Origin of the sequence: Ralstonia sp. 1138, assembly GCF_040544795.1 — a bacterium.
GTDB lineage: Bacteria > Pseudomonadota > Gammaproteobacteria > Burkholderiales > Burkholderiaceae > Ralstonia > Ralstonia flatus.
This window is the reverse complement of sequence record NZ_JBEPKQ010000001.1, coordinates 1,106,751-1,121,299: the sequence shown is the minus strand read 5'-3', so window position 1 is coordinate 1,121,299 and position 14,549 is coordinate 1,106,751. Positions and strand designations below refer to the sequence as shown.

12 protein-coding genes are annotated in these 14,549 nt (G+C 63.2%); 6 read left to right on the top strand and 6 right to left on the bottom strand.

All coding sequences use genetic code 11. From position 1 onward, the window contains the following. Window positions 1-3 precede the first annotated feature (3 nt). Window positions 4-435: a hypothetical protein gene (locus ABIC76_RS04840; RefSeq protein WP_354533152.1), complete on the bottom strand. Its 432-nt coding sequence runs from the start codon at window positions 433-435 to the stop codon at window positions 4-6. Here ABIC76_RS04840 and ABIC76_RS04835 point away from each other — a divergent pair. Next, window positions 434-598, top strand: coding sequence for a hypothetical protein (locus ABIC76_RS04835; protein ID WP_354533151.1), 165 nt, complete (start codon window positions 434-436; stop codon window positions 596-598). The two genes, ABIC76_RS04840 and ABIC76_RS04835, sit on opposite strands and share 2 nt — an antisense overlap. 62 nt (window positions 599-660) lie before the next feature. On the opposite strand, the gene ABIC76_RS04830 is transcribed toward ABIC76_RS04835, so the two are convergent. The 3 genes from ABIC76_RS04830 to ABIC76_RS04820 all read right to left on the bottom strand — a co-directional run bounded on the left by ABIC76_RS04830 (window position 661) and on the right by ABIC76_RS04820 (window position 5,260). Continuing rightward, a complete protein-coding gene (locus tag ABIC76_RS04830) occupies window positions 661-1,917 on the bottom strand; it encodes an AI-2E family transporter (protein ID WP_354533150.1) in 1,257 nt (418 codons plus the stop codon). Between the two features lie 53 nt (window positions 1,918-1,970). Then, window positions 1,971-4,388 (bottom strand): hybrid sensor histidine kinase/response regulator, encoded by a 2,418-nt coding sequence (locus ABIC76_RS04825; RefSeq protein ID WP_354533149.1) that lies wholly within the window; start codon window positions 4,386-4,388, stop codon window positions 1,971-1,973. An 89-nt stretch (window positions 4,389-4,477) separates the two neighbouring features. Beyond that, the gene (locus ABIC76_RS04820; RefSeq protein WP_102065653.1) at window positions 4,478-5,260 is read right to left on the bottom strand and encodes a DUF4397 domain-containing protein; all 783 of its coding nucleotides are present in this window, start codon (window positions 5,258-5,260) and stop codon (window positions 4,478-4,480) included. A gap of 296 nt (window positions 5,261-5,556) precedes the next feature. Here ABIC76_RS04820 and ABIC76_RS04815 point away from each other — a divergent pair, with 296 nt between their 5' ends. Beyond that, the gene (locus tag ABIC76_RS04815) at window positions 5,557-6,819 is read left to right on the top strand and encodes a site-specific integrase (RefSeq protein WP_354533148.1); all 1,263 of its coding nucleotides are present in this window, start codon (window positions 5,557-5,559) and stop codon (window positions 6,817-6,819) included. Window positions 6,820-7,111: 292 nt separating this feature from the next. Here the strand turns inward: ABIC76_RS04815 and ABIC76_RS04810 are convergent, their stop codons facing one another. Next, window positions 7,112-8,416, bottom strand: coding sequence for an NCS2 family permease (locus ABIC76_RS04810; protein WP_027679621.1), 1,305 nt, complete (start codon window positions 8,414-8,416; stop codon window positions 7,112-7,114). 1,438 nt (window positions 8,417-9,854) lie between these two features. Between ABIC76_RS04810 and ABIC76_RS04805 the strand changes: the two genes are divergently transcribed. Next, on the top strand, window positions 9,855-10,931 hold the full coding sequence (locus tag ABIC76_RS04805) for a replication protein RepA (protein WP_009240208.1): 1,077 nt from the start codon (window positions 9,855-9,857) through the stop codon (window positions 10,929-10,931). A gap of 78 nt (window positions 10,932-11,009) precedes the next feature. Here ABIC76_RS04805 and ABIC76_RS04800 read toward each other — a convergent pair whose 3' ends face one another. Continuing rightward, window positions 11,010-11,213, bottom strand: a complete 204-nt coding sequence (locus ABIC76_RS04800) for a cold-shock protein (RefSeq protein ID WP_004632415.1) — start codon at window positions 11,211-11,213, stop codon at window positions 11,010-11,012. A 415-nt stretch (window positions 11,214-11,628) separates the two neighbouring features. Between ABIC76_RS04800 and ABIC76_RS04795 the strand changes: the two genes are divergently transcribed. From ABIC76_RS04795 to ABIC76_RS04785, 3 genes are all read left to right on the top strand, one after another. Further along, the gene (locus tag ABIC76_RS04795) at window positions 11,629-12,297 is read left to right on the top strand and encodes an AAA family ATPase (protein WP_027679620.1); all 669 of its coding nucleotides are present in this window, start codon (window positions 11,629-11,631) and stop codon (window positions 12,295-12,297) included. Continuing rightward, the gene (locus ABIC76_RS04790; protein WP_102065654.1) at window positions 12,294-13,304 is read left to right on the top strand and encodes a ParB/RepB/Spo0J family partition protein; all 1,011 of its coding nucleotides are present in this window, start codon (window positions 12,294-12,296) and stop codon (window positions 13,302-13,304) included. Before ABIC76_RS04795 ends, ABIC76_RS04790 begins: the two co-directional genes overlap by 4 nt. Window positions 13,305-13,620: 316 nt before the next feature. Then, window positions 13,621-14,439, top strand: coding sequence for a DNA-binding protein (locus ABIC76_RS04785; RefSeq protein WP_354533147.1), 819 nt, complete (start codon window positions 13,621-13,623; stop codon window positions 14,437-14,439). Window positions 14,440-14,549 lie beyond the last annotated feature (110 nt).

Here is a 14,549-nt window from a genome sequence, read left to right as displayed (position 1 = left end):
CGATCAACCGTTGTCTTCTTCGCGGCGGTGCGACGGGGCGCCCGTCTGCCCACGCTTGTGAGCAAGATCGTCTGCGCTGCGGTTGGCGACCTTGCGATCGCCATCGTCGCGGTTGGCCGCATGACGATCGCGCACGACGCGCTCGACGCCCGGGGTGTTGTGCAGATCGGTGTCGAGCTGCCCGCTTTCGATGTCGCGCGCGGCCTGCTTGGCACTGCTGCGCGGTTCGGAACGCTGCTCTTCAAGATGCTGGTCGCGCTCGTGCGGCAGCCGCTCGGCCGCGCTCGACGCCGGCTCGTCGTGCTCGGCGTCGCCATGCATCTTGTCGATGCTTTGGATGTTTTGGCCCGCGCCGGCCGCACGCGGCGGGGTCGTGCCCGCCGGACGTTCGCCGCGCTGATGGGGGCCGCATAAGGCGGGGCGGGGTCGGTTCATGGCGCCCTCCTGCGGACGTGATCTGAATGCCTTGCGCACCGCAACCGACGTGCCCGCAACGCATCTGTGCGCCACGCTGCCGACAAGACCGGCACCACCGCTACACAACGGCGCGATGAACACGCTGCAGCGCACCGACGTGTTGGCTTGCGTCGTGGTGTGATGGTTGCGTAAGGGTTACATGCGCGCTTGTAACGCTTGCTGCGCAAGGTGATCCAGAAGGAATCAGCGCACGCGTGGCGAGCGTCGCGTATGGTGGCCTCGCAGTCGATCGAGCAACCGCTGCGATACGCCGGCCGGCGCGTCGGTCGTGCCGAGCAGCGTACCCAGCGGCCGCAGCCGGTCGACGTGATCGCATACGACCTTGATCATCGCCGTGATCGACGTTCCGAGCAGCAAGCCCCACAGGCCCCAGAGCCAGCCCCACAGCAGCAGGCCGATGTAGACGACGCAAGGATCGAGCTTGGACGCCCGGCTCTGCAGCCACGTCACGAGCAGCGTGCCGACCAGCGTGGCCAGCAGCAGCGTGACACCTGCCACGACAAGCGCATCCGACCATGCACCCATCTGGAGGTAGGCGCCAATGCCGCTGGCCACGGCAATCACCACTGAACCGAGATACGGCACGAAGTGCAGCACGGCGGTCGCCAGCCCCCAGACCGCCGCGTCCTCCATGCCCAGCAGCACAAAAGCCACCGTGGTGAGGATGCCCAGCACGATGTTGGTCGCAAACAGCACCAGCAGCGAATACTGGATCTGCGTGCCGATGACCGCCATCATGCGCACCGCACGTTTCTTCTCGCTCAATGTGGTGCCCACCGCGCGCACCCATTTGCGCTTGAGCGCCTGGCCGGAAGCGAGCAGGAAGTAGACGAGAAACGAGACAACGACCAGTTGCCCCGCCAGCGCGAACAGATTGGCGGAGCCGGTCCATAGAAACTCGCGCAACGGAAGCACCGGCTGCGTCGCGGGCGGCTCGGCGGGTGCGGCTGTCGCTGAACGCCTGGCGGGCGCGGGCGCCGGTTTGCCCTGCACGCCTTCGGCGGCATGCTCGAGCGCGACCGTCGCCTGACGTACCTTGTCGAACGCGCCGCCCATGTGCCCACGCATACCGTCGACCGCCTGCGCCATGCGCTCAACCGCTACGGGCAGTCGATCGGCCATGGCGGACACCCCGTCTTGCATCCCAAAGACGAGCACCGCACCACCGATCCACAGGCCCAGTACCACGATGCCTGCAGCGATGGGGCGCGGCACATGGCAGCGCCGCAACCACACCACCACCGGATTCAACGCAAATGCGAGCACCACGCCCAAAGTGAACGGCACCAGAAACGCGCGCGCCCATTGCAGAAACACCAGCGTGCCGCCAATGGCGACGAGCACCATCGCCACGCGCCATGCAGGCTGCCGCAGCCCATCAAGCAGGCCGGCGTGCAGCGGTTCGGACGTGGCGGAGGGGGGCGTCGGGTCGGCTGGCATGGCAGAGAAAGTGGTTCACCGTTCTCTGCGCAAAAGTTGTGCCCCCGGGCCGACTACGATGCCGTCGAAACCGACATCGCAAGGGTGCGCAGCGTACGCACGAGGTCGTACGGCGATACGGGCTTGATGAGGTGTTCCTGGAACCCGGTGGCCAGCGCCCGCGCACGATCATGCGGCTGTGCAAAGGCGGTCAGCGCGATGGCGACCATCGGCGCTGCGCCCGCGGGCAGATGCTCGTGTTCCCACGCGCGGATTCTCTGCAGGATCGCATAGCCGTCTTCATCGGGCAGCGCGATGTCGCACACCACCGCCTGCGGACGCCCTGCCTCACCGCGTGCAGCCCAGACATCGAGCAGCGCCATCGTCTCGTGGCCAGAGCCCACGCTGCCGACTTCCGCACCAACCTGCGTAAGCAGCGTGGCCAGCGCGTCGCGCGCATCCTGCTGATCGTCGACAAGCAGCACACGCAGGCCCGCCAGTGACGGCAACGGCCCCGTGCGCTCGGGGTCTTCGGCCAGCGGCGTAATGAGATCCGCGCCGGCATGCAGCGGCAGGTACACGGTAAATGTCGCGCCATGCTGATGGCCTTCGCTGCGCGCATACACGCGGCCGCCGTGCAGTTCGGTCAGCCGCTTGACCAACGCCAGCCCCAGCCCGAGCCCGCCTGTGCGCCGCGTGTGCGCACCATCGGCCTGCCGGAACGGATCAAACAGATACGGCAAGAAGGCCGGTGCAATCCCGCGACCGTTATCGCGCACAACAATGCGCGCGACCTCGCCCAACAGATCGGCCGACAGCCAGACGTCACCGCCCTCCTGCGTGAACTTGATGGCGTTGGTCAGGAGGTTCCATACGATCTGCTCGACACGATCGGCATCGCCGTCGATCTCGTGTTCATTCACATCGATGGTGGTGTGCAACGTGATGCGGCGGTCGGCCGCCAGCGCGTGCACGCTGTTGAGCGCGCCCTCCAGGGCGGCGCGCAGCACGAACGGTTCGCGCGTCAGACGCAGCTTGCCGCTCATCACGCGCGTGGCGTCCAGCAGGTCTTCGATCAGGCGCACCTGCTGCTCGACGCCGGTCTTGATGCCCGCCAGCGCGCGCTGCATGAGGGGCGCGCCGCCGGCCACCTGGCTCTCCAAGACGTACGCCCAATTCTGAATGCCGTTGAGCGGCGATCGCAGTTCATGCGACACCACCGCCAGGAACTGGTCGCGGGCCAGCGCGGCGGCTTCCGCCTGGGCGCGCGCGGCCTGTTCGCGCAGCAACAGCGCGTCGCGCTCGCGCTCGGCCTCGGTACGCTCGGTCACGTCGTAGACGATCAGCAGCGCCGATTCCATCGCGCCGCTCCGATCGGCTTCCGGAATGACACGCGCGTTGTAGTGCGCAATGCGCGGACGCCCGGCCTGCACGTCCAAATGCAGCGCGAGCGTCTGCTCCTCGCCTGCGGCGAAGGCGCGGCGCGCCGCATCCTCCAGCGGATGTGCAACGTCAGCCGAGAGCGGCGAGGCCGCCAGCGTCTTGCCGATCATCACGGCAGGCGTCACGCCAAACGCTTCGGTGACGGCGCGATTGACATATACGCAGCGCAGTTCTCGATCGAGCCGCGCGATCACGTCGGGTGCGTTCTCGACCAGCGTCACGAATTCGCGCTGATGGCGAAAGCGCTCGTGCTCGGCGTCCTTGCGTTCGGTAATGTCTTCCACCACGCAGACGAGCGCCTGCACGCGGCCGTCCGGACCACGCTGCGGCGAATACGCGGCATGCACGAAACGACGGCCCACACTGGCCGGATACGGCAACTCCATTTCGAATTCGACGCGCTGCCCCGAGAAGGCATCGTTCAGGTGCGACAGGACGCGGGCATAGGCAGCCTCGCCCATCAGCTCGCGCAGATGGCGCCCCAGCACGTCCTCAGACCGGAAGCCAAGGCGCTGTGCGTAAGCCCGGTTGGCAAAGCGCACGCGGTGCTCGGGGTCGATCTGCACGAGCGGAAACGGCACGCTTTCGGTCAGCCATTGCAATTGGAATTCCGACTCGGCGAGCGCGGCCAGGGTCTGCTGGCCCTGCGTGACGTCTTCAACCAGGCCCACGGCGTGGGCAGGGACACCGTCGAGGCGAGGCATGAGGTAGCCGCGTTCGCGGACGCGGTATTCGCGTACCTCGCCGTCAGCGGAGCCAAGCAAGCGGTATTCGATCGCAAACGCCTGCCCGTGCGCCAGGGCGTCCCAGGCGGCACGCAGCGCGACATGGTCATCCGGATGCACATGGGCAAGCCAGCGGTCGCGCACACCACACAAGGCGTCGGCCTGCACGCCCCACGTCTGCGCACCGGCGCTCACGTGCAAACGTGTTCCCGTCAACGGATCGTCTACCCAGAACACATCAACCTGCTTCGTGGCGGCCAGTGCAGTACGCGTCTCGCGCGCTGCGCGCACGGGTGCCGACCAGCCCGTTACGGATTCACTCATTGCGCCCTTCGTTAGCAGTTTTCATTCCTGAGGCCGCCGTCGAAAAAAATGCGGTGCCGTAGCACCGCATCATAGGGCGTTCAGCGACGTTACTGCGAGGGCAATTCGGACGCCGTCTGCGAGGCGCCATTGGCTTGGGCCACGAGCACGCGAATCGCGTTCGGCGTGACGGCGCCCACGCCCCCCGCCGGCAATGTGGTGATCAGCCAGTCGGCGTTGTTGCCCAGGCTGAACGGCTGCGAGGTGAAGATGATGTTCTTCGTACCCGCCGTTGCCACGCGCACCTGATACGTGCCGCCATCGACGTAGATCGAATCCTGCGTGCTGGCCGGAGACGCGCCGCCGTACGATGCACCGCTCATGGTCGGCGCGACGGCGGAAAGGTCCACATTCGGCGCGGTCACGTAGACGTCGACGTTGGGCGCGTTGTACGAAGCGTTGAAGGCACGCACGCGCGCCTTGTCCGACAGGATCGACTTGTTGTACGGATCATCGATGAGCGCGAGGCTCGTGGCCGAACCGTTGGCGCCCACGATGGCCAGCGCCGTATAGCGGTGGCCGTTGGCTGGCGTGAATCCCGTTGAGGCCAGCGGCGTACTGCTGCCCGTGTTCGACACCGTGCCCGTGCTGGCTGTCGCGTCGATGCCGAAGTAGTTGCTGACGTTCTTGAACGCGACATTGGAGATCTTCGTGGTGCCGTTCACCCCGAAATCGACGTTGCCGATGAACGGGTTCGCGTGCACCGTGCGGTACTGCGGAGCGCTGGTGCCGATGATCTGCCCGATGTCGTCGTCACCGCCACCGCACCCTGCCAATACACCCAACGAACCCAACGCCAACACGGCGACGATCTTCCTGATCTGTATCTTCATCTTGCACCTCGGAGGAGAGTCTTTTCATGAATCGGGCCGCAACCATCGCACGCCCATGGTCGTTGTTGTCGACTTGCGGAGCTGAAGATAAACGCGCACATTCCGCGCGCCTATCGAACCGGTTCCGATCGTTTTGTCGGAGGCGTCCGACACACGAAGCGACGTTCCCGCATTGAGCATGGCGCGTGCCCAGCGCGCTTGAAGACTTCCTCGAATCGGCGCGTGCGGTCGGCTACGAGTACGGATCGCTATACTTGCGCGATCTGTTTTTTCTTTGTGCGCCACACCCGCTTCGCATGCCCGAACCGCGCCCCGCCGACGCCGCGCCTCGTCCCGATAACACCGCTTCCCAGGCTGCTCTGCAGGCATTCGCCCAAGAGCGCGAACGCGTGCAGGCGTGGCTTGCGGCACGGGCTTCGGGCGCGCGCGCGGTGAGTGCCTCCACGCTGTCGCAGTACCGCGTGGAAGCCGAGCGCGTGTGCTGGTATGCGCGCACAATCGGTAAGCCGATCGCAAGCTGGCAGCGCGACGACGCATCCGCCTATCTGCGCTTTTTGCAAGAACCGCCTGCTTGGGCTGTCAGCACGCGCGGCACCGAACGCGACGATGCCAACTGGACGCCGCTGCGGGGTCCGCTCTCGGCACGTTCCGCGCGGCAAAGCAGCATCATCGCGGCGAACCTCTGCGGCTGGCTGCTTCGCGCGGGCTATCTGCGCGCGAACCCGTTTCTCGATGACGATGCGATCGTCATTACCGTGCCGGTGCCGAATGCGCCCGCGCCCAGAGCGCTCGCAACGTCCGACGTGGACACCGCACTCGGCGCGTCGGATATGGCATTGGTGATCGACGCCGTGCGGGCGCGCGTGGCCCTTGGCCGGGAAGCGCGCCTGCGCCAGGCGCGCGACCACTTTCTCGCCGTCCTGCTCGCCCAGGCGGGCATGCGTGTGTCGGAACTGGTGAGCGCGCGGATGGGCGACGTGGCGCTGCACGCCGTGCCGGCTGCGCACGCGACAGCCGAGGCACAGCTGCCGGCGTCGGTCTGGCTTCTGGCGGTCGGTACGGGCCGCGCGCAGCGCTGGCTGCCATGCGATGCGCTGATGTCTGCGCTGCGTGAGTACCGCACGGCCTTCGGCCTGTCGCCACTGCCGCTGCCCGACGAGGCCACGCCGCTGCTGCTGTCGGTGCGCAAGCGTTCGCCGCGACGTGCAGACGGCACCATCATCGACTCGCCCGCCCTGCGCCGCGACTTCGGCGAACGCAAGGGCATCGCCTCGCGTTCGCAACTGCTGCTGATCGTCAAGGCCATGCTGGGCGAAGCGGCTGAATACGCCCGCGCCATCGGCCACGCCGACGCAGCGGTGCGCCTCGAGAATGCGTCGCTGCGCAGCGTGCGCGGGGCCCATTTGCGCGAGCGGCTTGCCACCGGTGAGCCGGCAGCCAACATTGCGCACGCGCTCGGCCTTGCGGCGCTGCCGAGCGCTGCCGTGCGCGCGCGCGAAGCCGATCTGGCCGCCAGCATTGCCGACGCCGCCCGCAAACTGGCCGTGCCGTCCGCCTGACATTCCTCCACACATCGCGCAGAAACGGGTACGCCCTGCTTGCGTGGGTGCCGTATCAACGCATTGTCGACACCAAATGTCGGCGCGATTTGCGCGACAGTTGTCGCTTACCTCGTCCGCAGAATTGGGTACGCTTTGCCATTGAATCGTCGACGGCAGCACGCAGAAACGGGTACGCTCGCCTGCGCAATCGCACGCAGAAACGGGTACGCTTCGGCGCAAATGCTGCTCCAAAGAAAAACGCGGACCCGAAAGTCCGCGTTCGTTGTGACCCGCTTGAAGACCTTGGCGCTCAGTGCCCGCCGGACAGATAGAAGAAGCGGAACAGGAACACCGCGGAAATGATCCACACGATGACCGGCACCTCGCGCATGCGCCCGGTGAACAGCTTCAGGCCCGCGTAGGTGATGAAGCCGAACGCAACGCCATTGGCGATCGAATACGTGAACGGCATCATCAGGGCCGTCAGCACCGCCGGCACGGCTTCGGTGGTGTCTTCCCAGTTCAGGTCGACCAGCTCGCGCAACATCAGGCACGACACATACAGCAGCGCGGGCGCCGTCGCATAGGCCGGCACCACGCCCGCCAGCGGCGAGAAGAACAGACACAGCAGGAAGAGCGCGGCCACCGTCAGCGCAGTCAGCCCCGTTCGGCCGCCCGCCTGCACACCCGAAGCGCTTTCGATATAGGCGGTGGTCGACGACGTGCCGAGCAGCGAGCCCGCCATGATGGCCGTGCTGTCCGCCAGCAGCGCCTTGTTCAGGCGATCCATCTTGCCTTGCTTGAGCAGGCCCGCGCGGTTGGCCACGCCCATCAGCGTGCCGGTCGCGTCAAACAACTCCACCAGGAAGAACACGAGCACGACGTTCAGGATGCCCACCGAAAGCGCACCCATGATGTCGAGCTGCATCAGCGTGGGCGCAAGCGACGGCGGCATCGACACCACACCGTGGAACGTATTGCCGGCAAAGAAGAAGCTCGCGGCCGTCACGGCCAGAATACCGATCAGGATGGCGCCCTTCACGCGCAGGTGGTCCAGCGCCACGATCACGAAGAAACCGATCACCGCCAGGATGACCGACGGCTGGTGCACATCGCCCAGCGTCACGAGCGTCGCCGGATTTCCGACGATCAGCCCTGCGCCCCGCAGCGACACGATGCCCAGGAACAGCCCGATGCCGGCCGTGATCGCCACCCGAATCGAGTGCGGGATGCCGTTGACGATCATCTCGCGGATGCGGAACACGCTCACCAGCAGGAACAGGCAGCCGGAAATGAACACCGCGCCCAGCGCCGCCTGCCACGTAAAGCCCATCCCCTTGACCACCGCGTACGCAAAGTAGGCGTTCAGGCCCATGCCCGGCGCCATCGCGATCGGGTAGTTCGCGTACATCCCCATGATGATGGTGCCGATCGCCGCGGCAATGCAGGTGGCGACAAACACTGCGTCGTGCGGCATGCCGGCGTCGGCCAGGATGTTCGGGTTGACGAAGATGATGTACGCCATCGTGAGGAACGTTGTCAGCCCCGCGAGCACTTCCGTGCGGACGTTGGTCTGGTGTTCCTCAAGCTTGAAAGTGCGCGCAATCCAGGTCATTCAGGTTGTCTCCTCTTGTTGCGAAGTGTCATCGCTGGCTGGCGCTGTCCTGCGCTCCGCTCCCCCGATGCACGCCCGCCATGGGGCGAGGCTACTCTTAGCAAGATTCCGGCGCCCGCAGGCGGCACGGTCGAAATACGGTTCATGCGAATCGAATGATGGAAAACGCGCCAGCCAAGTGCCAGGCCGGCGCGCGGGATGCGCATCATGCCCGAAACCCCATGGGCGTGCACGCCCCGGGGTAGCGCGCCGCCTGGGCCACGGGAGGTCGACGCCTCTCAAGCAACCGTACCCGTTTCTGCGAAAGCCCGGAACGACGCCGCCTGCGCAGCGATTGGCGTACCCATTTCTGCGCGTGCCTTCGCAGAAACGGGTACACACTTCCGAATATCCGCGCGTGCAGGATGACAAAGCGACGGCGTACCCGTTTCTGCGGATCGGGGGAGGGCTGGTCCGTACCCGTTTCTGCGCTCGATTGCGTTCCGCCCATGGCCCAACGCGAACCCGTTTCTGCGTAAAGGCCCGAATTTGGGCGTACCTGTTTCTGCGAACGCTTACGCAGAAACAGGTACGCTACTTTTGCAGACTGCCACGCCAAGCCCTTGGCTGATAAGGCTTTTTACCCGCAGAAACAGGTACGGTGGCCTGCGGTCAAGGGCCCGGAGTCGCGGCAAGCCACGTCCTGCCCCCCAGGTTTCAGCGATGAAAGTTCTGATTCTTCCCGCGGACCTAAAGCCCGGAGCGACGTATCCGTGTGCGGACCGCCCAAAGGATCGGCGCAGAAACGGGTACGCATGAAAACCGGGATGGCGCTTCCGAAGCGTGTACTTGCTTTCAAGGTAGACCTTGCAAAGAAAAGAAGCACGGAAATGACAGAAACGATTGCGCACGCAGATTCGGGTACGCACAGGCACGCTGAAATTGCGCTCGCGTACGCAGAAACAGGTTCGCTTTAGTGGTGATCAGGCGCCCTGGGCTTCAAAAATCGACGATTCGAGCGCAGAAACGGGTACGCAGCCGCAAAAACGCATCGAATTGAGCCGGCGCGCGCCGGTTTTCTGTGGATAACACTGTGGACAACACGATGTTGTCCCCGCAGATTCCGGTACGCCCGTTGCGCAGAAGCGGGTACGGTTTCGCGCAGAAGCGGGTACGCCATCGCGCAGAATCTGGTTCGCACCTTCGCAGAATCTGGTTCGGTTTACCCCGCTGGACCCAGCATTGGCAAGGGTTTGCGGGCCGCGTATACGGTTTACCTGTAGTAAACGTAGAAGGTATATATGGCTTGTAGTGAGGAAAGGTCTTCCGTGGACAACCTTGACGGTTGCCCACCGATGCCCTTCCCGCGACAACGAGCAAAATTCAGAAAACGTACCCAATTCTGCGTGACAAGCCGAAGGCGTTTTAGTACAAAGGCTCTGAACAAATCTTGCCCACCATGGTCACCAAACGCCTCACACCCAATGGGAAACCGGACGACGATTCGCCCGGCCGCATCATCGTCCCCTCGGGAGGGCAAGTCATTGCCGCGCCGGAGAAATTTCAGCGTCTGTTCGACGAGGCGCAGGCAATGGAACGCGAAGACGCCTGGCAAAGCGGCGAGGTCGGGTTTCTTAGCCGCGCGAGCGTGCAGGTCACCCTCCCCTATCGCGCGCCCAAAGGTGCGCCGCCCGTCTGGACGCGTTCCAGCGGCAACATCTCGCTGATGATCCAGCCAGGCTACTTCACGCAGCAGCGTTCGGAGCGGGCCAGCAACGGGCGGCAGCGCATCGTCTCTGAAACCGTCTCCTTCGGCTATCCCTATGGCTCGTATCCGCGCCTGATGCTGGCCTGGATCGGCAAGGAGATCATGGCCAAGAAAAAGCGCGGCGAGTTCCAGGGTACGGTGGAAGATCGACGCATTTCGCTGGGTAACTCGTTGTCCGAGTTCATGTACAACTTGGGCATCCCGATGGCCACCGGTGGCAAGCGGGGCACCATGACGTTGGTGCGCCAGCAGATGATTCGTCTGTTCTCGGCCACGATTGCCATCGTGCAGAACAAGTCGGCACCGAGCAGCCAGAATCAGAACCAGGAACCGCTATCGATCGATCGCATCGGTTACCTGCTGGCCGATCAACTGTCGACCTGGTGGGATCCGATGCAGCCGGGTCAAGGTTCGATGTTCGAGAGCTTTGTGGTGCTGTCCGAGCCGTTCTTCAACGAGCTGGTGAATCGGCCGGTGCCGGTAGACATGCGTGCATTGAAGGCGCTCAAGCAGTCGCCGTTTGCACTGGATGTGTATTCGTGGCTCACCTACCGCTTCTTTACGATCCAGAAGCGTACAGAGATTCCTTGGGAAGCACTGCAGATGCAGTTCGGTACCGAGACCGAAAGCGAGCGGAAATTCCGTGCACTGTTCCGCAAGGCGCTGAAGGATGTACTGGTTGTCTATCCGGACGCCAAGGTGGATGCCGACTCTTCCAAGGCGCTGATTCTGCAGCCTTCGCGTACCAGCGTGCGGAAATTGGCCTGAAGCTCTGCGGGTGTGACAGGCAAAAAGAAAGGGGAGCAGAAGCTCCCCTTTTTTCATCTCAGGCGATCAGCCTGAAACTTATTCCGGCTTGATCGCCGAGGCTTGCAGACCCTTCGGGCCTTGCTTCACCTCGAAGGTGACCTTCTGGCCGTCCTTCAGGGTCTTGAAGCCCGAACCCTGAATTTCGGAGAAGTGCGCGAACAGATCTGCGCCGCCGCCGTCCGGAGTGATGAAGCCGAAGCCTTTGGTTTCGTTAAACCATTTGACAGTACCCGTGGCCATGCAAAAATTCCTTTAAAAAACAAAAAACACGTCGTCCAGCCGATCCGGACATCGCACGAAGAACCGGCTGATTCCGAATCTTGCGTAGACAAAGTCTTCAGACGACTGTCTAAGCATCATAACGAGTTTGGGGCAGAGTGTCGATGGGCGGCATTTTTCCGAAATGTCGCTTTTACGCATCTCACTGGTAAACACCTAGGAAGCCTGTAAATGCGGGGTTGAATGCATGTAGTTATGCGCTAAAGACCGCATTTACATCTCAATTTAAGTGAATTGAAAACCGCCTGTCCCGCGCTTCCTGTGCGCCGTCTTTTCGATGAAATTTGTATGAATTGAATTTTATCGATCTTGTGTTTTCATGCCGTCTTCCCTAAGATGAGCGCTGCTGACTTTCAGCGCTGAAAGTGGAGGGCCAGTGAGCGCCAAGATCGTAACGGTATTCAATCAGAAGGGCGGCTGCGGCAAGACCACGGTCAGCATGCATATCGCAGGCACCCTCGGTTTGCGCGGTAATAAAACGCTGCTCGTCGACATGGATGAGCAAGGAACCGCCACCCGATGGGCCGCCCAAGCTCCGGAAGAGAAGCCCTTCCCGGCTTCGGTCATCGGTCTGGCGCCTTCTGGAGGCGCCATGCATCGCGAGGTCCGCAAATTTGTGGCGGACTACGATTACATCGTTGTGGATTGTCCCCCGGCGGTTCACTCGCCGTCGTCGTCCAGCGCGTTGTTGATCTCCGACATTGCGCTCATCCCCGTGGTGCCGTCCCCGCCTGATCTGTGGGCGGCCGTGGCCGCCAAAGCCCTGGCCCAGCAGGCTCAGGTCACCAATGAGACGCTGCGTATTCGTGTGCTGGCGAACATGGTCCAGCGGCGTGTCTCGCTCGCCAAGCAAGCAATTGAAATTCTTGGTGATGATGGTGATATTCCTTTGATGGATTCCATGATCGGTTCCCGCTCGGCATTTCGGGAGTGCCAGGCGATCGGTGCCACGGTGCACGGTGTGTCCGGCGCCCGGGAAGCGATTAATGAAGTCGATATCTTGATCGACGAGGTGTTGCAGTTGTTGCAGGAGGAACGTGTATGAGCGCGAAGTTGAAATCGCTCAAGGACGGCATGCTGGCCGGCATTGCCGCCGAGAAGACCAAGGCGGCACCGGTGGATCGCTTTGCGTTGGCAGAAAAAGCCATTACATCGCACCCGCGCGGCCTGTTGGGGCAACCGGCGCCCGCTCCTGCTTTCAGCGCTGAAAGTCCGGCCGCTTCGAATGCTTCCGAACGCCGCGTCATCAAGGTTCCTCTGGAGCGACTGCAGGAAAATCCGCTCAATGCTCGCCGCATCTACGATCCGCAGATCGTTCAGGAGCGCGCTGCCTCCATCGCCACGCACGGCCAGCAGACGCCGGGGTTGGCGGCTCCAGACCCAGCGCGCCCGGGCTGGTACGTCCTGATCGACGGCCACTACCGTAAGCGCGCCTTGGCTGCCGCCGGCAAGGCCGAGATGGACTGCTTCATCGAAGACGGCCTGTCCGACATCGATTTCTACCGTCTCTCCTTCGTCCTCAACGAGCAGCGCTCCGGCCAGTCCGTACTGGACAACGCGATCGCTTGGCGGCAGCTACTGGACGAAGGAAAAGTTAAAAAAGAAGAAGATATTTGTGAAATTACCGGCGTATCTGCCGGCACGGTCAACAAGACCCTCGCCTTGCTGAAGCTGCCGGAGTCCGTGCTCGAAGTGATGAAGGAGCGGCCGGCCGGAATCGGCATCGCCACCGGTTATGAGTTGACCCTGTACTTCAAGAGCGCCGGCGAAGACCGCACGCGGGAGTTGGTACACCGTGTCTTGGAAGAAGGGCTGTCGAGCCGCGATGTGGAGCAGATCCGCAAGGTGGCTCAGGAAGGACGCACTCGCAAGGTGAAGGAAGTCAGCCGCCAGTACAAGATCCGTAGCGCTGAAGGTGATCTACTCGGCACAATCAAGGAATGGGACTCCGGACGCGTCATGCTCGATGTCAAGCTGGGGGATCGTGGTGCACGCGAATCGCTGGTTGAAGCGCTGAAAAGCCGGTTTGGCTTGGACGTCGCTCTACTGTAGTTCTCCCCCAGACATGCTGAAGAGCGCCCGCAAGGGCGCTTTTTTTTTCCCCCTTTTTCTTGCGCTGGAGGGCACAGCGCCCGGGGCGTACCCGTTTCTGCGTTCTCTGTGCGGCGCCCCGCTCATAACGCCCCCAGCTGCCTCGCGCCTCGCCAAATCGTTGCGGAAAGGTCTGTTCGGTGGGCTACGGAGGCCGTTTCCATTGTAGAACGGTACTACAAATACAAAGTAGCTATATTCAAATAATGACGTGTTGCGTAAGTACTTTGATGTTTTTAACCCTTCATGTACACTACAAATACACCTGATTAACCCCATGGCGCGACCCGGACTCCATTTCTCTGCAGAGCAGCAGCAGCGGATCGTTGAAGCGATCCAGCGGCTGGATATTGCCTTCCCGCATGACAACGCGGTATTCCTGGACGAGGTCATCGAAGCCGTTCAAGCGGTGACGCGCCGCATTTATGGCGTTCGACGATATGTGCAGTGGTTGGCGGAGGCAGGCGTACGCCGACGTCCGAGCAATACGACGCTGCAGAAAGCCGTGGATCGGGCGCACGGCCGCAATCCGGCCGCAAATAGCGTCGCCGCGGCAGATGCAGTGGAGCCGTGGCCGATTCCATTGCACGCAGAAACGGGTACGCTTTCTGCGCGCGACGAGCGTAATCGCATCGCCTCACGCGCCATTGGCGCCCCCGGTGCAGGCGCCGAATGGATGGAAGCGCGCATTCGCGCCGAGGTCGCGGAGCGCGCGCTCGAGCACGAAGCCGCCCGCAATCGGCAGTTGCAGGCCGCCATGGCCGACTTGGAGCGACGTCTTGGCGAGGCGCTCGCGACGGCGCCGGCCGTGCCGCCCAAGTTGACGGATGCAACGCTCGAGCGCCTTGAGCAGACCATGGAAACCGTCACTCGCCTCGAGGGCGCGGCCAGCGCACTGGCGGGTACGGAACGCTTTCTGCGCCTGCAGAACGATGCGGTGCGTCAGCAGACGCAAAACGAAGCCGATCAACTGCGCCAGCGCATCCGCACGCTCGAGGCGGAAGTCGCTCAGCTGAACGCCCAGATCGACGCCTATCGGCGGACGGCAGAGCGCGCAGCGCCGGTCTCGCGCGGCTGGGTCAAACCATCTTCCTGATGTTCCGATGCGCGGTTAGCGGGCGCTTACTGGTCTGCACAGGGTCAATATCCCAAAGACAGGCACGCAGAATTGGGTACGCTTTTCAACTTTCGGCGCTGAAAGTGCGT